This is a genomic window from Streptomyces sp. NRRL S-378, assembly GCF_000720645.1.
In the GTDB taxonomy this organism is placed as follows: domain Bacteria; phylum Actinomycetota; class Actinomycetes; order Streptomycetales; family Streptomycetaceae; genus Streptomyces.
Window position 1 is genome coordinate 1 of record NZ_JOBX01000091.1, and the last position, 19537, is coordinate 19537.

Sequence of the window (19537 nt, forward strand, 5' to 3'; positions counted from 1 at the left end):
AGCAGAAGACGGCATACGAGATTGCCTCTTGTCTCGTGGGCTCGGAGATGTGTATAAGAGACAGGGGTGGTGGTGCCGCCCGGCTCGCCGACCGTGGTGCCGCGCGCCAGGTCCCCGGCGAGGGCGTACGTCGTGCCGGAGATGTTCACCGTCCAGTTGGAGGGGGTGGACACCGGAAGGTAGTAGTTGAACGCCAGGTCGACGGAGGCGCCGGGGGCCAGCGACTGCCAGGCCGGGAGCTTCAGCGTCACCCGGTGGAAGTCGCCCTTCAGGCCGCCCACGTTGCTGCCGGTGTGGCCGCTGCTGATGACCTTCGTGCCGAAGCCGGACTGGTCGGAGGCGTTGTTGGGGGCCGAGGTCGAGTAGTCGAACTGGAACTCGGTGCCGCCCGGGAGCGCCGTCTTCGTGTTGTTCGTGATCTTGATCTTCGGGGTGATCGGGTAGTTCGAGTCGCCGAGCTTGAACTCGGTGAACTCGGTCCTGATGTCGACCGCCTGGGCCGGCGGCACGGTGGTGCCCGCCTTCTTCGCCCCGTACGGGGAGGCCGCCTTGAACTTGTCGTACATCAGCGAGGTGAGCGTGGAGCCCATCTCGTACTGGCCCTTGGCCGCGTTCCAGCCGTAGTCGCCGGCCATCTCCCAGACCATGGTGCCGCCGATGCCGCGGTCCACCACGTAGTCGGCCTTGGCGGCCACCGACTGCTCGTCCTCGGTGGAGAGGAAGACCTTCTTCTGCGCGTTCCACAGCCAGGGCGCGACCAGCGTCGAGTCGTACATGCGGGCGTAGGTACCGGTCAGCGAGGTGTTCGCCGGGAAGCCGTACTGGGTGACGTAGTCCCCGACGATTCCCTTCTCCAGGTTCTTGGCGTGCCACATCGGGTTGGAGCCCGCGGGGGACTCGTTGCCGTTGTCGTCCTTGTCGTGCCACAGGTTGTCGATGCCGACCGCGCCGTCACCGCACTTGGTCAGCCCCGAGCCTGCCGGGCAGCTGGTCGCCGCCGCCTTGCCCCACAGGCCGTCGGTGCCGCCCTGCACGTTCTTGTGGCCGCGGGTGTAGTACGGCAGGCCGATGTTGATCCGGCCGGCCGGCATGGAGCCGCGGAAGTAGTGGTACGCCCAGTCGGTGTTGAGGTAGCCGATGCCGCCGTACTGCTGGGAGCCGTAGACGCCGGCGGCGGCGAGCTCGCCGTCCTTGCCGTCGTCGAACAGCGAGGCGTTGGGGCCGACGTACTCGTTCCAGGCGCCGTGCAGGTCGTAGGACATGATATTGACGTAGTCCAGGTACTGCTGCATCTGGAACGTCTCCATGCCGCGCAGCAGGTAGCCGGAGGAGGGGGCGGCGACGGTCAGCATGTAGTGCTTGCCGTCGGCGGCGCCGGCCGCGTCCAGCTTCTGGCGCAGGCTCTTCATGAGGGCGTCGTAGCCCTTGACCAGGCCGGCCCGGCGGGCGTTGGCGATCTGCCAGTCCAGCGGGTTGCCGGCGTCCTTCATCGTCGTCGGGTACTCGTAGTCGATGTCGACGCCGTTGAAGCCGTACGTGCGGATGAAGTCGACCGAGGACTGGGCGAAGGTGTCGATGCCCGCATGGTTGACGGAGCCGTCCGCGTTGGTGGCCATGCTGTAGAAGCCGCCGGAGGCGACGCGCTTGCCGTCCGCGCCGAAGTAGCCGCCGGTCTCGGCCCAGCCGCCGACGGAGATCAGGGTCTTCACGCCGGGGTGCTGCTTCTTGTACTTCGTCAGCAGGTTGAAGTGGCCCTTGTAGGGGAGTGCCGGGTCCATCTCGGCCCCGGCGACGCCCGGCCAGGTCATCCCGGTGGCCTCGTTGGTCGGGCTGTCGGCGCCGACGGAGATCTTGTTGTCGCTGCCGACGTGCGCGAAGGCGTAGTTGATGTGGGTGATCTTGTCCCACGGGATGTTGTTGACGAGGTAGGACGGCTGGCCGTTCTTGCCGGTGCGCCAGCCGGTGAAGTAGCCGATGACGCGGCGCTGGTGGTCGGCGCCCATCTTCTCGCGGCCCTCGGTGTCGTAGACCGAGCAGTACGGGACGTCGACGCCGGCCGTCTTGTAGAGCCCGTCCGGGCGACAGCTCTCGTTGTCTGCCGCGTGCGAGACGCCCGCCGAGAGTCCGCCGACCAGCAGTCCGGCGATCGCGGCGCCGGATGCCAGGAGCATCGCTCTCGTACGTGTGGGGGACAGCATTGTGCCTCCTGGGGAGGGGAGGATGCAGGACACAAGTGGACACAACATGAAGCAACGTGACTGGTGCAGAAGCCTGTTGGCCCGTGACGTGCGCACATCTGACGGGCTGTTCCCGGGAAGATGAAGGGAACGTTAAGAGGACTAGACCAACCCGTCAATAGGTCTGGACCAACCGGGCCCCCACTCGGCCGGGTCCGCGCCGCCGTGGTCCCCGCGTCACCCTCTGTGAGCCAAGCCACACCACATCACCCGCATGGCGGGCGACAGGCCGTGGCAGACTGGCTGGAGTACCAGTAGCAGCGCACTCCGGGGTCGGTGTAATTCCGAACCGGCGGTATAGTCCGCGACCCGTCCGCAGCCAGCGGCCGGTTGACCAGGTGAAATTCCTGGACCGACGGTTAAAGTCCGGATGGGAGGCAGTGCGCGGCGGGCCAGTCACCGGTACGCCGCCGTCGGCGGTTCCTCGGCATATCCCCGCGGATGTGCCCGGTCGAACCGTTCCTCCGACCCCGGCGTCCCCGCGTGAGCTGTTCCGCTTCATCTGTCGTATCCCGACAGGCCCCGGAGTCCGTGCCCGATGAGGCAGGAGGACCCGGTGGCGACACACGCCGCGCACGCAGCACCCGCACCCGACGCGGGTACCCGTGCCATGCGACGGGCCATCGAGCTCGCCGCCCGCGGACTCGGCTCCACCAGCCCCAACCCGGTCGTCGGCTGCGTCATCACCGACGCCTCCGGCACCGTCGTCGGCGAGGGCTGGCACCAGCGGGCCGGCGGCCCGCACGCCGAGGTCCACGCCCTGCGCGCCGCCGGCACGGCCGCCCGCGGCGGCACCGCCTACGTCACCCTCGAACCCTGCAACCACACCGGCCGCACCGGACCCTGCGCCCAGGCCCTCGCCGACGCCGGCGTCACCCGCGTCGTCTACGCCGTCCCCGACCCGAACCCGCAGGCCAGCGGTGGCGCCGCCACCCTGCGCGCCGCCGGGATCGACACGGAGGCCGGGCTGCTCCGGGCCGAGGCCGAAGCCGGCAACACCGCCTGGCTGACCTCCGTACGCCTCGGCCGCCCCCACGTCACCTGGAAGTACGCCGCCACCCTCGACGGCCGCAGCGCCGCCGCGGACGGCAGCAGCCGCTGGATCAGCTCCGCCGAGTCCCGGGCCGACGTCCACCGGCTGCGCGCCGAGGCCGACGCCGTCCTCGTCGGCGGCGGCACCCTGCGCGCCGACGACCCGCACCTGGCCGTCCGCGGCATCGACGGCGCCACCCAGCCCCTGCGCGTGGCCCTCGACACCCGCGCCGGCCTCCCGCCGGCCGCCCGCATCCTCGACGACGCCGCGCCCACGCTGCTCGTCGTCGCCGAGGACGCCGACACCCGCCACCTGCCCGGAGTCGACCTGCTCCGGCTGCCCCTGCGCGACGGCCGGATCCCCCTCGACCGGCTCCTGACGCAGCTGTACGCCCGCGGCGTGCGCTCCCTGCTCCTGGAAGGCGGCCCCACCCTCGCGGGCGCCTTCCTCGAAGCCGGAGCCGTCGACCGCGTCGTCGGCTACCTCGCCCCCGCCCTCCTCGGCGCCGGCCCCGCGGCCCTCGCCGACGCGGGCATCACGAACATCTCCCACGCCCTGCGCCTCGACATCACCGAGGCCGTCCGCGTGGGCCCCGATCTGCGCATCACCGCCCTTCCCGCCACCGCCCCCAAGGAGCACTGAGTGTTCACCGGAATCGTCGAAGAACTGGGCGAGGTCACCGCCGTCGAGCCGCTCCAGGAGGCCTCCCGCTTCCGGCTGCGCGGCCCCCTCGTCACCGAGGACGCCAAGCACGGCGATTCCATCGCCGTCAACGGCGTCTGCCTGACCGTCGTGGAGACCGCCGACGGCGAGTTCACCGCCGACGTCATGCAGGAGACCCTCAACCGCTCCAGCCTCGGCGCCCTGACCAAGGGCTCCCGGGTCAACCTCGAACGCCCCATGGCCCTCGGCGGGCGCCTCGGCGGCCACCTGGTCCAGGGCCACGTGGACGGCACCGGCGAGATCCTCTCCCGGACCCCCTCCGAGCACTGGGAGATCGTCAAGGTCGCCCTTCCGGAGAACCTCTCCCGCTACGTCGTCGAGAAGGGCTCCATCACGGTCGACGGCGTCAGCCTCACCGTCGTCGAAGCCGCCGCCGACTGGTTCACCATCAGCCTCATCCCCACCACCCTCGCGCTGACCACCCTCGGCATCAAGCAGCCCGGCGACCCGGTCAACCTCGAGGTCGACGTCCTCGCGAAGTACGTCGAGCGCCTCCTGGCCGCCGGCGTGGACCCGCTGCGCCCGCACCCGACGGGAGAGCCGCAGTGAGCGCCCTGACCTGGCTCAACACCGAGGCCTTCACGGTCTTCGGCCAGAAGGTCATCTGGTCCGACATGATCGGCAACCTGATGGGACTGGCCGCACTCGCCCTCGGATGGCGCCGCTCGATATGGACCTGGCCCGCCCAGCTGCTCTCCGGCCTCATCCTCATCGCCGCCTACGCCTCCGCGCACCTCGCCGGCGGAGTCGGCAAGCAGCTCCTGGTCATCGGCGTGGCCGTCTTCGGCTGGATCTCCTGGCAGCGCGGCAAGCAGCAGGCCCAGGACGGCACCATCGCCGTACGCACCGCCACCTGGACCGAACGCGGACTGCTCCTCGGCGGAGCGGCCCTCGGCACCCTCGCCGTCGGCGGCCTCTTCACCCTCTACCCGTCGCTGTCCTGGAGCCCCTGGGCCGACGCCTACATCTTCGTCGGCACCATCGTCGCGATGGTCGCCCAGGCCCGCGGCCTCGTCGAGTTCTGGTTCGCCTGGCTCCTCGTCGACCTGGTCGGCGTCCCCCTCGCCTTCACGGGCGGCCTCGCCTTCTCCGGACTGGTCTACGTCGTCTACTTCGCCCTCGTGGTGTGGGGCGCCTACGACTGGTACCAGCGCTCCCGCACCAACCCCGCCCCGGCCCTCGAAGGAGCAGCGGCATGACCACCCTCAAGCCCGTGCCCGACATCCCCGAAGAGACCTTCCGCCTCGACCCCGTCGAGCAGGCGATCCGCGACATCGCGGCGGGCCGCCCCGTCGTCGTCGTCGACGACGAGGACCGCGAGAACGAGGGCGACCTCGTCATCGCCGCCGAGAAGGCCACCCCCGAGATCATCGCCTTCATGATGAGCGAGTGCCGCGGCCTGATCTGCGCCCCCATGGAGGGCCCGGAGCTGGACCGGCTCGAACTCCCGCAGATGGTCCAGAACAACACCGAGTCGATGAAGACCGCCTTCACCGTCTCCGTCGACGCGAGCGCCGCCCACGGCGTCACCACCGGCATCTCCGCCGCCGACCGCGCCACCACCCTGCGCCTCCTCGCCGACGGCGTCAGCGGCCCCGGCGACTTCGTCCGCCCCGGCCACGTCTTCCCGCTGCGCGCCAAGCCCGGCGGCGTCCTGGTCCGCAACGGCCACACCGAGGCCGCCGTCGACCTCGCCCGCCTCGCGGGCCTGCGCCCGGCCGGCGCCATCGTGGAGATCGCCGGCGAGGACGGCGTCATGCTGCGCATGCCCGAGCTGATCCCCTTCGCCCGCAAGCACGGCCTGACGATCATCTCCATCGAGGACCTGATCGCCTACCGGCGCTCCGCCGAGCCCACCGTGCGCCGCGAGGCCGAGGTCCACCTGCCGACCGCCTTCGGCGACTTCACCGCACACGGCTACCGCTCCACCGTCGACGGCGTCGAGCACGTCGCCCTCGTCCACGGCGAGATCGCCGACGGATCCGACATCCTGGTCCGCATGCACTCCGAGTGCCTGACCGGCGACATCTTCGCCTCCCAGCGCTGCGACTGCGGCCCCCAGCTGCACGCCTCCATGGAACGGATCAAGAACGAGGGCCGCGGCGTCGTCGTCTACCTGCGCGGCCACGAGGGCCGCGGCATCGGACTGCTGTCCAAGCTGCGCGCGTACGAGCTCCAGGAGCGGGGACGCGACACCCTCGACGCCAACCTGGAGCTGGGCCTGCCCGCCGACGCCCGCGACTACGCGGCCGGCGCGCAGATCCTCGCCGACCTCGGCGTGCGCAGCGTCCGGCTGCTGACGAACAACCCCGACAAGTCCGCCGCCCTGGAGCGGCACGGCATCACGGTCACCAGCCGGGAGTCGATGCCCGTCGAGGCGGGCGAACACAATCTGCGGTACCTGCGCACCAAGCGGGACCGGATGGGCCACGACCTGCCCTGGCTGGACGGGGCCGTGACCACCTCCGCCTGCGGCACCCAGTAAGCAAGCACGCACCACCCACCCGTACGTACATCCACGAACCACCAAGGAGCAGAGCTGTGAGCGGCAAGGGCGCACCCGAACTGAGCGTGAAGAACTGCGGAGACCTGCGCGTCGCCGTGATCGCGGCGCAGTGGCACGAGAAGGTCATGGACGGACTGGTCGACGGCGCCCTGCGGGCCCTGCACGAGCTGGGCATCGACGAGCCCACCCTGCTCCGCGTCCCCGGCAGCTTCGAGCTCCCGGTCGTGGCGAAGGTGCTGGCGGGCCGCGGCTACGACGCCATCGTCGCCCTCGGCGTGGTCATCCGCGGCGGCACCCCGCACTTCGACTACGTCTGCCAGGGCGTCACCCAGGGCCTGGTCCAGGTGTCGATCGACACCGGAGTCCCGGTCGGCTTCGGCGTCCTGACCTGCGACAACGACGAGCAGGCGCTGGACCGTGCCGGGCTCGAAGGATCGAACGAGGACAAGGGCCACGAAGCGGTCACCGCCGCGGTCTCCACCGCCATGACCCTGCGCACCGTCAGTGAACCCTGGCGCTGAGTGTCCGAGGAGTGAACCCCGGCACCGGGACACCCGGGTGAGCCCTTACTCTAAGGACATCATGGCGAACAAACCCTCCAAGACCTTCGAAGAGCTCTTCACCGAGCTCCAGCACAAGGCCCTCGAAGGCGACCCCAGCACCTCCCGCACCGCCGAGCTCGTCCACAAGGGCGTCCATGCCATCGGCAAGAAGGTCGTCGAGGAGGCCGCCGAGGTCTGGATGGCCGCCGAGTACGAGGGCAAGGAAGCCGCCGCCGAGGAGATCTCCCAGCTGCTGTACCACGTCCAGGTGATGATGGTCGCGCGCGGGATCTCCCTCGACGACGTCTACGCGCACCTCTGAGCACGGGCCGCTCACCCGCCCGTTCACACCCACGCACACCACGCACACCACGCCTCAAAGGAAGCCCCATGCTGCGCATCGCCGTCCCCAACAAGGGTTCACTCTCCGGACCGGCGTCGGCGATGCTCCATGAGGCCGGCTACCGGATGCGCAAGGAGTCCAAGGAACTCGTGGTCGTCGACCCCGAGAACGAGGTGGAGTTCTTCTACCTCCGCCCCAAGGACATCGCGATCTACGTCTCCTCGGGCAAGCTCGACATCGGCATCACCGGCCGCGACCTGCTGCTCGACTCCGGCGCCAGCGCCGAGGAGATCCTCCCGCTGAACTTCGGCCGCTCCACCTTCCGCTACGCCACCACCCCCGGCACGGCGAAGGGCCCCGAGGACTTCACCGGGATGACGATCGCCACCTCGTACGAGGGAATCGTCGCCAAGCACCTCGCCGACCAGGGCATCGACGCCTCCGTCGTGCACCTCGACGGCGCGGTCGAGACCGCCATCCAGCTCGGCGTCGCCCAGATCATCGCGGACGTCGTCGAGACCGGCACCAGCCTGCGCAACGCCGGCCTGGAGGTCATCGGCGAGCCGATCCTCACCTCCGAGGCCGTCGTCATCCGCGGCAACGGCGCCGACGCCGGCGACCCGCAGGTCCAGCAGTTCCTGCGCCGCCTGCAGGGCGTCCTCGTGGCCCGCAGCTACGTGATGATGGATTACGACTGCCGCGCCGAGCACCTGGAGCGCGCGGTCGCCCTCACCCCGGGCCTGGAGTCGCCGACCGTCTCCCCGCTGCACAACGAGGGCTGGGTCGCGGTCCGCGCCATGGTCCCCGCCAAGGAGGCCCAGCGCATCATGGACGACCTGTACGAACTCGGCGCACGCGCGATCCTCACCACCTCGATCCACGCCTGCCGCCTCTGAGGCCCCGCGTGCCCGACCGGCACGCCGCCCCCTCACCCGTACGCCACCCAGAAGGCAACGCACCATGGCCGAGTCCGCCGCCCCGCCCGCACCGCCCACCCTGCCGGTCACCTTCCGGCCGACCCGCACCCGGGCCGTCCTGCTGGGCGTCGGGCTCGCCATGTTCGCCACCATCACGGCCATCGCCGTGCTGCTGGAACGCCTCCAGCCGGGTGAGCGCATCAGCTTCGTCTTCACCGCCGTCCTGCTGACCTCCGTCCTCGTCCTGCTCAGCCGCCCCAAGGTGGTCGCCGACGAGGAAGGCGTCACCGTCGTCAACCTCACCAACACCCGCCGCCTGGCGTGGGCCGAGATCCTCCGGGTCAACCTCCGCCCCGGCGACCCGTGGGTGTTCCTGGACCTCAGCGACGGCACCAGCCTGCCCGCACTCGGCATCCAGCCGGGCGTGGCCAAGCAACAGGCCATCAACGACGCGCGCGCCCTGCGCACCCTCGCCGAAATCCGCGGAACCGGCACGAACGACCACTGACCACACCGATCCTCGTCGCTGCGTACCGTTGCGGCCGCGATCTCAGTGACTACCCTGGTGGCGGGGCGCAGCCGTGCGCCCTCCCACCGGCCCCGGGACCCCGAGGCCCGCGGGCACCTGCAACTCGAGGAGTGACTCCCTCCAGCAATGGACGGATCGTCCGGTAATATCCGCGCCGCCCTCCCCACGGAGGCGGCGGCATGACCATCCCGCTACTCCTGCTCGCGGCGGCATTCGCCCTGATCCTCGCCAACGGTTTCTTCGTGGCGGCCGAGTTCGGCCTCGTCACCGTGGAACGCCCCGAGGCCGAGCGCGCCGCAGCCGACGGAGACCGCCGGGCCCGCACGGTCGTCAAGGCCCTGCGGGAGCTGTCCTTCCAGCTCTCCGGCACCCAGCTCGGCATCACCATCACCTCCCTCGTGGTCGGCATGCTCGCCGAGCCCGCCCTCGCCGCACTGCTGGCGGGGCCGCTCTCCGCGACCGGCCTCCCCGAGGGTGCCGCCTCCGGCGTCGCCGTCGTCATCGGCATGCTGCTCGCCTCCGCCGTCCAGATGGTCGTCGGCGAGCTCGTCCCGAAGAACTGGGCGGTCTCCAGGCCCCTCCAGGTGGCCCGCTTCGTCGCCGGCCCCCAGAGTGCCTTCTCACGTGCCTTCCGGCCCGTCATCGCCGGCCTCAACGCCGTCGCCAACCGGCTCGTACGGGCCCTCGGCGTGGAGCCCACCGAGGAGATGGCCTCCGCCCGCACCCCGGGCGAACTCGTCTCCCTGGTCCGCCATTCGGCCCAGGCCGGCGCCCTCGAACAGGACACCGCCGACCTCTTCGTGCGGACCCTGTCGCTGGGCGAGCTCACGGCCCAGCACGTCATGACCCCCCGGGTGAAGGTCAGCGCCCTCCAGCACACGGCCACCGCGGCCGACGTGCTGAACCTGACCCGCGCCACGGGCCTGTCCCGCTTCCCGGTCTACCGCGAACGCATCGACGAGATCACCGGCGTGGTCCACCTCAAGGACGCCCTCGCCGTCGCCGAGTCCGAGCGCGACCGCGTCAGCGTCGGCCGGATCTGCGTCCCCCCGCTGCTGGTGCCCGGCTCCCTGCCGGTGCAGCCGCTGCTGGAGCGGCTGCGCAGCGAACAGCCGATGGCCGTGGTCGTCGACGAGTACGGCGGCACCGCCGGCGTCGTCACCCTGGAGGACATCGTGGAGGAACTCGTCGGGGAGGTCCGGGACGAGCACGACCTCGCCGAGGACGAGACCCCCGAACTCGCCGCCGTGCCCGCCGAGGACGGCCGCCCCTCCTGGGAGGCCGACGGCAGCTGCCGCGTGCAGACCCTGCGCCGGATAGGCCTGGAGGTCCCCGAGGGCCCCTACGAGACCGTCGCCGGCCTCGTCGCCGACCTCCTCGGCCGGATCCCCGCCCTCGGGGACCGCGCCGACCTCCCCGGCTGGAAGCTGTCCGTCCGCAGGGTCGGCCGCAACCGGGCGGAACGCGTCCGGCTGGTCCGGCTGACGGCCGTACCCGCCGCGGGCCACTACCGTCAGGCCGCAGGCCCCGCCGGCGCCCCCGTGCCCGGCTCCGGCCGCCACGGCGACACCGCCCCGCAGCCGGCCGCGCTGGAAGGCGCCGCCCGGTGAACGCCCTCCAGCTCGTCTTCGCGCTGCTCCTGGTCCTCGCCAACGGCTTCTTCGTCGGCGCCGAGTTCGCACTCGTCTCCGTACGGCGCAGCCAGATCGAGCCCCTCGCGGCCGAGTCCAAACGGGCCCGCCAGGTGCTCCACGGCCTGGAGAACCTGCCCCGCATGATGGCCGCCGCGCAGTTCGGCATCACCATCTGCTCCCTCACCCTCGGCGCGGTCGCCGAACCCACCGTGGCCCGGCTCCTGGAGCCCGTCTTCCACGCCGTCCACGTCCCGCAGGGCCTGATCCACCCCCTCGGCTACGCCCTCGCGCTCGCCGCCGTGGTCTTCCTGCACCTGGTCATCGGCGAGATGGTCCCCAAGAACCTCGCCATGGCCGCCCCCGAGAAGACCGCCCTGTGGTTCAGCCCCGGCCTGGTCGCCTTCGCCCGCCTGTGCGGGCCGGTCACCACCGCGCTCGGCGCCTGCGCCAAGGTCGTCCTGAAGCTCTTCAAGGTCGAGCCCAAGGACGAGGTCGAGGCCGCCTACACCTCCACCCAGCTGGGCCGGCTCCTCCAGGACTCCCGGCAGGCCGGGCTCCTGGAGCCGGTCGAGCAGGAACGGCTGGAGGACGCCCTGGAACTGGGCAGCCGCCCCGTCACCGACGTCCTCCTCGACCGGGACCGCCTGGTCACCGTCGGCCCGGCGGTCACCCCGCGGCAGATCGAACAGCTGACCGTGCGCACCGGCTACTCCCGGTTCCCCGTCCGCGCCGACAGCGGCGCCTTCATGGGCTACCTGCACGTCAAGGACGTACTGGACCTGGAGGACCGGGAACGGGCCGTGCCCCAGCGGGTGTGGCGGCGCATGACCACGCTGTGCGCCACCGTCCCGCTGGACGACGCCCTCGGCGTCATGCGCCGGGACGCCACCCACCTGGCCCAGGTCGCCGACCAGAGCGGGCGGGTCCTCGGCCTCGTCGCCCTGGAGGACGTCCTGGAAATGCTGGTCGGCGAGGTCCGCGACCCGGCGCACCGGGTCCCGGCGGGCCGCCCGTAACCGAGCGGGCCGCAACGACCGCACACCGCCGTTCCGGCCCCGCCCCGGACCTCCCCGGAGCCGCCGCCCCCTACAGGGCCGGCGGCTCCGGGCGCTCCTGGGGGCCGCGGCCCGACAGGACCTCCCCGTACGCCTGCATCAGGTCCGGCAGCCGCAGGGTGGCCAGGTCGTCACGCGACGGCTCGCCCGCGAAGCCCGCCAGCCGCAGGTCCCGGTAGGCACAGCTCTTCTCGTACAGGGTGCGCAGGAAGCGGCCGTTGCCGAGCTCGTCGATCCAGCCCTGCTCCACCACGTGCCCGCTGATGCTGCGCAGCTCCTCCAGGGCCTCCTCGTCCCACCGGTCCCCGTTGGCGTCCGCCAGGACGCCGCCGATCGCGGTCAGCTCGGGCGGCCGGTAGCTGGGGAAGTCCACCCGCGTGGTGAACCGCGACGACAGCCCCGGATTGGCCGCCAGCAGCCGGTCCATCCCGGCCGGATACCCGGCCAGGATCACCACCAGGTGGTCCCGGTTGTCCTCGGCCCGCTTGAGGAGCACCTGCAGGGCCTCGTCGCCGTACGCGTCACCCTTGCTGTAGCCGGTGTTCGACAGCGAGTACGCCTCGTCCACGAACAGCACCCCGCCGATCGCCGAATCGATCAGCTCGTTTGCCTTCACCGCGGTCTGACCCAGGAACTCGCCCACCAGATCGGCCCGTTGCGCCTCGACGAGATGGTCCCCGCCGAGCAGGCCCAGCGCGTAGAAGACCCGGCCCAGGATCCGCGCCACCGTGGTCTTGCCGGTTCCGGACGGGCCGGAGAACACGAAGTGCCGTTTCGGGGGCTGCACCGGCAGCCCCTGACCCGCCCGCAGGCGCGCCATGTGCAGCTGCGCGGACAGCGCCTTCACCTGCCGCTTGACCGGCTCCAGGCCCACCATCCGCTCCAGCTCCGCCAGCGCCTCCGCCAGCGCCGCCGGGTCCGACGGCCCGGCCGGCAGCCCGTCCGCCGAGCCCTGCGGCGGGACCGGCGCCTTGCGCCGTACGCCCTCCGTCCGGCCGGCCGGGGGAGGGGGCGGAGCCAGCGGATCGAGCCCCGCCTGACCGTCCGCGGCGAGGTCCTGGACGGGCCCGCCGCCCAGCGGGCCGCTCCCCAGGGCGACCGCCGCGAAGTCCCCGCCGACCGGGGACGGGCCGTGCGCCGCATAGCCGCCGTACCCGGAGTACCCGGCCAGGCCCGCCAGATCGGCCATGCCGTCGGTGTCGTCGCCGTCCTCGATGGCCGTCAGCCGGGCCGCCGTGTCCATGAACGAGGGATCCACCCGGTGCACCGCCCGGTACAGCGGCAGCGCCGCCGCGCTGCGGCCCGTCCCCTCGTGCGCCCGCGCCAGCCAGTACCGCAGCTCCTTGCGCTGCGGCTGCTCGCTGCGGCAGCGCATCAACGCCGCCGACAGCAGCGGCTCCGCCTGCCCGTACATCTCCAGCCGGACCCGCGCCATCCCGCCGAACAGGCCCGCCTCGATCCCCAGCAGCGGATCGTTCACCAGCGGCTCGGTGTGCCGGACCAACTGCTCCCAGTCCTTGACCAGATAGGCCCGGCAGGCGTGCAGGAACCGCACCTGCGCGTCGGTGTCGACCGGCGGCAGCGCGGCGAGGGCCTGGTCCAGCTCGGGCACGTGGCGGCCGTCCAGCCAGTGCGAGGCGTGGGCGAGCAGCAGGTCCCGCCGGTTCTCCAGCACAGGCTGCACCCACCAGCCCAGCCAGTACCAGGAGTTCAGGGTCCTGCGGTGGCGGGCCCGCTGCTCGCCGAAGCGGTCCCGGTGCGCGTACATGCGCAATAACGCGTTCCCCGTGTCGACCCGGAGCGCGTGCAGGCCCAGCCACGCGTCGGCCATCGAGGGGTCGAGCCGCACGGCCGTCCGGAACTCCTCCTCGGCCTGCGGGTAGGCGCCCATGGTGCAGGCGTCGACCCCCCGCAGCCAGGCGAGTTCGGCCGGGGCGTGCATGCTGCCCGGCGTGGCGAAATCCATCACGTCCCCCACAAGCCTGCCCGTGGTGCGCGGCAACCCCCGCTCCGAGCGCGCGAGTTGTCCGGTGCCCCCGCCTGACGTCGCTGAAATCAGGGCTGCATCGTACCTGCGCTTTCGCACCTTACGTAGGGTGCGGCGGGTCCGGTTCGGGAGCGGGCCCGGCACGTCCGTGGTGACGCAGAGTGAACGTCGGGGGTGGGTGTGCCTCACGCGGCACCCCTGCGGAGAGGGCTCGCGGGCAGAACGAAGCCCCCGATCACGGGGGAACAACCGGGGGCTTCGTGTGCGCGGCGGCCGGTGAAGGCCCCGCATTGAGAACGTAAGGCCGCTGCGGTCCCCAGGTCAAGCGGGTCGGCGCAGGCCCGGCCGGGCGGAAATCCGAGGCCGATCAGGCCCGGGGGAGTTCGTCACCCTCGGTGAGGGAAGCAGGGTTTCCCGCCGTCGCTCCGGTCCCTGAAGACCACTCGTATCCCGTACTGCTCTGGCGTACCAGAGTGTCGGCGAAGGGGCGCGAAGGATCACTGGAGAAGTGCGCGTGCTCCGCGCGCTCCCATCCGTCCCAGAAGCCGGAGAGTCCACGCCCGTCCCGCCTGCGCCCCCGCAGCCAGGACTCCGCCCGCGGGGTCTCCATCCACAACAGCCGTGCCAGGTGCGGGCGCAGGGCCCGCCGTCCCGCGCCCACCCCCTCCACCAGCAGTACCGGCGCCGGCTCCAGCACCCGCTCCGGTCCGAAGCGGCGCTCCACCCAGTCGTACGGCACCCAGTGCGCGGGCCGGCCCTCCGCGAGCGGCTCCAGCACTTGGACGCGCAGCCGCTCCTCCCAGCCGAACGGCTCCTCGTGGCTGGCCACGTCGTCCAGGTGCAGTACGGGTGCCCCGCCCAGCGCCTCGGCGAGCCGCCCCGCGAAGGTGCTCTTCCCGGATCCGGCGTGCCCGTCGATCCCGATCAGGCGCACCGGCCCGAGCGAGGCGGGCAGGACGGCGAGCTCCCGGGCGAGTGGCTCAAGTGACTGGTGCGGCTCCACCCGACCAGCGTAGACAAGCCCGACACGACCCGTGGCTTGGGCCCTCGCCCGCCGGGAACCTGGAAGGGTGACACCACCGAAGCGCCGACCCACCCCCGGGGGACCACGCGATGACCGCACCCACGCCACGCAGGGCCGTACTCGTGGCCGCGCTCGCGGTCGCCACCGCGGCCACCGCCGCCTCCGTCCCGGGCGGCGGCTCCCCGGCGGCCGCCGCCGGGGCCCCCCGCGCGCAGGGCCCCACCGTCGACAACCGCTTCTGGTTCTCGTACGCCCACTGGCGCGTCGGCACCCACCGGGGCACCACCGCCGTCGCCGGCGGCCGCCCCGGCCTCGAGATCCGTACGGCCGTCGGCCGCACCGAGTACGCCGACCCGCACACCGGGCGCAAGAGCACCTGGGAGTACGCCACCTGGACCTCCCCGGTGCACGGCTCCACGGTGCCCGCCACCGAGGTCGTCACCTCCTGGAACGCCCGCACCCCGGCCGGCACCTGGATCCAGGTCGAGCTGCGCGCCACCTACACCGACGGCGCCACCGGCCCCTGGTACGTGATGGGCCGGTGGGCCTCCGGCGACGCGGACATCCGGCGCACCTCGGTGGACGGCCAGACCGACGGCCGGTCCACCGTCTGGACCGACACCCTCGCGGTCGACGCGCCCGCCGCGGCCGGGGGCCTGCGCATCGCCGGCTGGCAGCTGCGCCTGACCCTCCACCGCCGGCCCGGCGCCGGCACCGGCCCGACCGTGTGGCTGGCGGGCGCGATGGCCTCCGACGTCCCCGACCGGTTCACGGTCCCCGCCTCCCGCCCCTCCGGCACCGCCCACGAGCTCGCGGTCCCGCGCTACTCGCAGCAGACCCACACCGGGCGCTACCCCGAGTACGACAACGGCGGCGAGGCCTGGTGCAGCCCCACCTCCTCCCAGATGGTCATCGAGTACTTCGGCCACAAGGCCGACCCCGCCGCCCTGGCCTGGGTCGACCCCGCCTACTCCGATCCGCAGGTCTGCCACGCCGCCCGCTCCACCTACGACGCCGCCTACAAGGGCTGCGGCAACTGGTCCTTCAACGCCGCGTACGCCGCCACCTACAGCGGCCTCGCCGGGGTCGTCACCCGCCTCGCCTCCCTGACCGACCTGGAGACCGTGGTGAGGGCCGGCATTCCCGCCATCACCTCCACGTCCTTCCGCGCCGAGGAGCTCACGGGTGCCGGCTACGGCACGGCGGGCCACCTGATGACCGTCGTCGGCTTCACCGCCGCCGGGGACGTGGTCGTCAACGACCCCCACGCCCACGACAACCCGTCCGTGCGCCGGGTCTACCGGCGAGCCGAATGGGAGAACGTGTGGCTGCGCACCAAGCGCACGGCCGCCGCCGGGAAGATCGCCTCCGGGAGCGGCGGGGTCTGCTACCTCTACGCCCCCGCCCTGCCGGGACCGGGTCAGGTCCGGGCCCTGCGGGCCGTCGGCGTGCTGTGAAGATGCGCGAAATTGCCCGTTGACCAGGCAGCCCGGAAGGGCGGAACATGAGGGGGTAAATGGCACATAAAGGCTTCTCGTAGGAGGCGGCCCGCCATGACCACCCACCCCAGCATCGAGCACCACCCCGACCTCGCCGAGATGCGCACCCGGTTCGAGCGGGTGACCACCACTCCCCGTGCGCAGGCCGTCGAAGCGCTGGCCCTGATAACCGGCATATACCTGGCCGCCTCTCCGTGGATCGCGGGATTCGGCATCCTGATCCCGTTGGCGATCAACAATCTGATCGTCGGCCTGGCGTTCTGCCTGTGCATGGGCGGCCTGGGCTCCGCCTACGAGCGCACCCACGCGATGGCGTGGACCGCGGTCGTCCTGGGCGCCTGGACGATCATCGCCCCGTGGGCCATCGCCGGTGAGATGGACGCCACGCGCGCGGTGGTCAGCAACGTGATCACCGGCATCGTCGCCCTGTGCCTCGGCCTCGCGATGGCGGCCATGGCCGGCCGCAGGGGCGAGACCCGGGTCTGACACGGGACCCGTCCGACACGAAAACCGTCGCAGAACGACGCCGGAAGGAGCCGGAAGCCGGGCCCCGGCCGCACCGCGCACCCATCGCAGCGGCCGGGGCCCGGCGGCGTGACGGGCGCCACCAGTGATCCTCGTCTCCATTGCCGCGCCTACCGCGAATGCCGCGAAAGCTGGCACATTGGACACCATGACCGCAGACGCCGCCGCCCCGACCGCATCCCCCGGGAACCTCGCCCGCACCGGGGGCCCCAAGGAGGACTCCACCTGGCTGGAGCACGTACTCGGCTGGACCCTCGTGGTCGTCGTGGCCATGTTCGTCACCCAGGTCGGCTGGCTCTGACGCCTCGCCCCAGCGGGGGACGGGCCTGACGCCCCGGTCTGCCATACTTCGGCCATCCTGTGGCAGTGCGAGGCTGGGGCCGAATTTGAACAATAGTCAACAGCGTGGAGCGACCGGGCGCTCGCAGGTGCGCAGGGCCGAACTCATAGCCATCGGGCGCAAGTTGTTCGCCGACACCTCCTACGACACGCTCTGCATGGACGACATCGCCCGACAGGCCGGCGTCGCCAAAGGGCTGATCTACTACTACTTCAAGAGCAAGCGCGGCTACTACCTCGCCATCGTCGAGGACTCCATGGCCGGACTCGTCGCCCGCGCCGGCGGCGACACCGGCCTCCCGAACGCCGAGCGGCTCCGCCGCACCCTCGACGGCTACCTCGAGTACGCCGAGCACCACCACGCCGCCTACCGCACCATCGTCACCGGAGGCGTCGGCTGCGACGCCGAGGTGCTCGCCATCCGCGACACCGTACGCGAGGAACTGCTCGCCGCCATCGCCGAAGGCGCCTACGGGCGCCGCACCCTCCCGCCGATCGCCCGTCTCGCCCTCGTGGGCTGGCTCTCCGCGGTCGAAGGGACCACCCTGGAATGGATCGGCGGGCCGAGCGCCCCGGACCGGCCCGGACGTGCCCGGCTCGGAGCCCTGCTGGTACGCCAGCTGCGCGCGACATTGGCGGTGATCGAGGAGTTCGCCCCGGAGTGTCCGGCACCTCCCCCTGCCGAAGAGCCGTTCGAAACGGTCGGTGATCTTGCCCCGGTGACGGGAAGCCCCTGATCGGGCATACTCAAGCCGCCGCAGCCGCTGAACAGCCTCTTCCGTGACCCGGGAGGGCAGCCCCGGCTGCACAGAGCCCGAGATCCGGCGGCGCGTCCCACACCTCACGCGCCGCCGCCGTGCCCGACCAGGGAGGAGAGCGCCGCCATGACAGACCGCGCCCCGCAGCCGGTGGACCGACAGCTGCCCACCGAGGAGTCCCGCGACCTCCTCGCCCTCGTACGTGAGATCGCCCAGCGCGAGATCCGCCCCAGGGCCGCCGAGGAGGAGGACTCCGGGCGGTTCCCCCGAGAGGTCTTCACGCTGCTCTCCGAGGCCGGGCTGCTCGGCCTCCCGTACCCGGGTGAATACGGCGGCGGCGAGCAGCCGTACGAGGTCTACCTCCAGGTCCTCGAGGAGCTGGCCGCGGCCCGCCTGACCGTCGGTCTCGGGGTGAGCGTGCACTCCCTCGCCTGCCACGGCCTCGGCGGCTACGGCACCAAGGAGCAGCAGGCCGCCCACCTGCCCGCGATGCTCGGCGGCGGCCTGCTGGGCGCCTACTGCCTCTCCGAGCCGGCCGCAGGCTCCGACGCCGCCTCGCTGACCACCAAGGCGGTCCGCGACGGCGACGACTGGATCATCACCGGCACCAAGGCCTGGATCACCCACGGCGGGGTCGCCGACTTCTACACCGTCCTCGCCCGCACCGGCGTCGAGGGCCCCAAGGGCATCACCGCCTTCCTGGTCCCCGGGGACGCGGAGGGCCTGACGGCGGCCGTTCCCGAGAAGAAGATGGGCATGAAGGGCTCGCCCACCGCCCAGCTGCACTTCGACGGCGTACGCGTGCCGGACTCCCGCCGCATCGGCGAGGAGGGCCAGGGCTTCTCCATCGCCCTGGCCGCACTCGACGCGGGCCGGCTGGGCATCGCGGCCTGCGCCATCGGCGTCGCCCAGGCGGCATTGGACGAGGCCCTCACCTACGCGTTGGACCGCAAGCAGTTCGGTCACCCCATCGCGGACTTCCAGGGGCTGCGCTTCATGCTGGCCGACATGGCCACCAAGATCGAGGCCGGCCGGGCGCTGTACCTCGCCGCGGCGCGGCTGCGGGACGCGGGCAAGCCGTTCTCCCGGCAGGCGGCCATGGCCAAGCTGTTCTGCACGGACGCGGCGATGGCCGTCACCACGGACGCGGTGCAGGTCCTCGGTGGCTACGGCTACACCGCGGACTTCCCCGTCGAGCGCCTGATGCGCGAGGCGAAGGTGCTCCAGATCGTCGAGGGCACCAACCAGATCCAGCGCATGGTCATCGCCCGCCACCTGGCCGGGCCCGAGACGCGCTGACGCGGTCCGCCGCAGGACGGGTCAGTACAGCCCGCTGCTGGTGGAAGGCCAGACCGGAGAGGACGTGAGGTGCGACCACTCCGGGTCCCGCCGGCCGGGCAGGGTGCGGCCGGCGTCGGCCCAGCGGGCCAGCAGGTCACGGTAGATCGGTGGATCGGGCACCTGCTGCTCACGTTGCGGCTCACGCCGAAGGGGGCGCTGAACCGATTCTTCGAAATCCGAGGACATCGGACGGCGCCTTCGGCCCGTTGAAGACTGAAGCGTGCTCATACCGGGCCAACGCCGGACCGAAGCCACGGGTAATCGCCCCCGCCGTACGCGTATCCGTTCGACGGGTCATCGGCTGGCGGGTGCGGCGGGGCGCGGCGGTGGTGGAAGGCGGGGCGGGGGCGTGGGCGCGGGTCGACTTCGGGGCCGAAGCGCAGCGGGGCGGTGGTGTGAGGCGCGGCGGCGGTGTGGGGGCGGGGGCTGCTCGGGCGGTGGTCAGGGTGGCGGATGGGGGTTTCCCGTCAGTCCCATCGTCTCTCCGTGTCGTGCCGGTCCCTCAAGGGCGCTCCTTCGTCGCGTCGCTTCGCGATGGCCTTCGG

At 72.0% G+C, this 19537-nt stretch carries 19 protein-coding genes and 1 riboswitch; of the genes, 15 read left to right on the forward strand and 4 right to left on the reverse strand.

Translation table 11 applies throughout. The features are described from left to right. On the reverse strand, nt 1-2198 hold a 2198-nt coding region (locus IH80_RS0135570; protein ID WP_051810289.1), incomplete at its 3' end, for a chitinase C-terminal domain-containing protein. A 297-nt stretch (nt 2199-2495) separates the two neighbouring features. Then, nucleotides 2496-2625: riboswitch (FMN riboswitch) on the forward strand. A 150-nt stretch (nt 2626-2775) separates the two neighbouring features. Here IH80_RS0135570 and ribD point away from each other — a divergent pair. From ribD to IH80_RS0135620, 10 genes are all read left to right on the forward strand, one after another. Continuing rightward, complete coding sequence (gene ribD / locus IH80_RS0135575; protein ID WP_078906913.1) at nt 2776-3912, forward strand: bifunctional diaminohydroxyphosphoribosylaminopyrimidine deaminase/5-amino-6-(5-phosphoribosylamino)uracil reductase RibD; 1137 nt, start codon at nt 2776-2778, stop codon at nt 3910-3912. Beyond that, on the forward strand, nt 3913-4542 hold the full coding sequence (locus tag IH80_RS0135580) for a riboflavin synthase (protein WP_030965946.1): 630 nt from the start codon (nt 3913-3915) through the stop codon (nt 4540-4542). After that, nucleotides 4539-5192: a nicotinamide mononucleotide transporter family protein gene (locus IH80_RS0135585; RefSeq protein ID WP_030965947.1), complete on the forward strand. Its 654-nt coding sequence runs from the start codon at nt 4539-4541 to the stop codon at nt 5190-5192. The genes IH80_RS0135580 and IH80_RS0135585 overlap by 4 nt, the downstream gene beginning before the upstream one ends. Then, nucleotides 5189-6478 (forward strand): bifunctional 3,4-dihydroxy-2-butanone-4-phosphate synthase/GTP cyclohydrolase II, encoded by a 1290-nt coding sequence (locus tag IH80_RS0135590; RefSeq protein WP_051810286.1) that lies wholly within the window; start codon nt 5189-5191, stop codon nt 6476-6478. The genes IH80_RS0135585 and IH80_RS0135590 overlap by 4 nt, the downstream gene beginning before the upstream one ends. Nucleotides 6479-6534: 56 nt before the next feature. Beyond that, on the forward strand, nt 6535-7020 hold the full coding sequence (gene ribH, locus IH80_RS0135595; RefSeq protein WP_007262951.1) for a 6,7-dimethyl-8-ribityllumazine synthase: 486 nt from the start codon (nt 6535-6537) through the stop codon (nt 7018-7020). A gap of 61 nt (nt 7021-7081) precedes the next feature. Further along, on the forward strand, nt 7082-7363 hold the full coding sequence (locus IH80_RS0135600; protein ID WP_030965949.1) for a phosphoribosyl-ATP diphosphatase: 282 nt from the start codon (nt 7082-7084) through the stop codon (nt 7361-7363). Between the two features lie 68 nt (nt 7364-7431). Continuing rightward, nucleotides 7432-8280, forward strand: coding sequence for an ATP phosphoribosyltransferase (gene hisG, locus IH80_RS0135605; RefSeq protein WP_030965951.1), 849 nt, complete (start codon nt 7432-7434; stop codon nt 8278-8280). Between the two features lie 64 nt (nt 8281-8344). Further along, a complete protein-coding gene (locus tag IH80_RS0135610; protein WP_030965952.1) occupies nt 8345-8809 on the forward strand; it encodes a PH domain-containing protein in 465 nt (154 codons plus the stop codon). A 200-nt stretch (nt 8810-9009) separates the two neighbouring features. Further along, nucleotides 9010-10440, forward strand: a complete 1431-nt coding sequence (locus tag IH80_RS0135615) for a hemolysin family protein (protein ID WP_051810287.1) — start codon at nt 9010-9012, stop codon at nt 10438-10440. Beyond that, nucleotides 10437-11480 (forward strand): hemolysin family protein, encoded by a 1044-nt coding sequence (locus IH80_RS0135620; RefSeq protein WP_030965954.1) that lies wholly within the window; start codon nt 10437-10439, stop codon nt 11478-11480. Before IH80_RS0135615 ends, IH80_RS0135620 begins: the two co-directional genes overlap by 4 nt. A 70-nt stretch (nt 11481-11550) precedes the next feature. Here the strand turns inward: IH80_RS0135620 and IH80_RS0135625 are convergent, their stop codons facing one another. Next, nucleotides 11551-13485 carry an AAA family ATPase gene (locus tag IH80_RS0135625; protein WP_030965956.1) on the reverse strand — a complete coding sequence of 645 codons (1935 nt, stop codon included), beginning with the start codon at nt 13483-13485 and terminating at the stop codon, nt 11551-11553. Nucleotides 13486-13873: 388 nt separating this feature from the next. Next, complete coding sequence (locus IH80_RS0135630; RefSeq protein WP_030965957.1) at nt 13874-14509, reverse strand: uridine kinase family protein; 636 nt, start codon at nt 14507-14509, stop codon at nt 13874-13876. Between the two features lie 110 nt (nt 14510-14619). On the opposite strand from IH80_RS0135630, the gene IH80_RS0135635 reads away from it, so the two are divergent. The 5 genes from IH80_RS0135635 (at nt 14620) to IH80_RS0135655 (ending at nt 18950) form a co-directional block, all read left to right on the forward strand. After that, complete coding sequence (locus IH80_RS0135635; protein WP_030965958.1) at nt 14620-15987, forward strand: peptidase C39 family protein; 1368 nt, start codon at nt 14620-14622, stop codon at nt 15985-15987. A gap of 96 nt (nt 15988-16083) precedes the next feature. Continuing rightward, a complete protein-coding gene (locus IH80_RS0135640; RefSeq protein ID WP_030965959.1) occupies nt 16084-16515 on the forward strand; it encodes an SPW repeat protein in 432 nt (143 codons plus the stop codon). A gap of 187 nt (nt 16516-16702) precedes the next feature. Then, nucleotides 16703-16855 carry an SCO1431 family membrane protein gene (locus IH80_RS44320; RefSeq protein WP_107056970.1) on the forward strand — a complete coding sequence of 51 codons (153 nt, stop codon included), beginning with the start codon at nt 16703-16705 and terminating at the stop codon, nt 16853-16855. Nucleotides 16856-16940: 85 nt separating this feature from the next. Further along, on the forward strand, nt 16941-17630 hold the full coding sequence (locus tag IH80_RS0135650; protein WP_051810288.1) for a TetR/AcrR family transcriptional regulator: 690 nt from the start codon (nt 16941-16943) through the stop codon (nt 17628-17630). A 147-nt stretch (nt 17631-17777) separates the two neighbouring features. Next, nucleotides 17778-18950, forward strand: a complete 1173-nt coding sequence (locus IH80_RS0135655) for an acyl-CoA dehydrogenase (protein ID WP_030965961.1) — start codon at nt 17778-17780, stop codon at nt 18948-18950. Nucleotides 18951-18971: 21 nt separating this feature from the next. Here the strand turns inward: IH80_RS0135655 and IH80_RS46565 are convergent, their stop codons facing one another. Continuing rightward, nucleotides 18972-19112, reverse strand: a complete 141-nt coding sequence (locus IH80_RS46565) for a hypothetical protein (RefSeq protein WP_234432496.1) — start codon at nt 19110-19112, stop codon at nt 18972-18974. Nucleotides 19113-19537 lie beyond the last annotated feature (425 nt).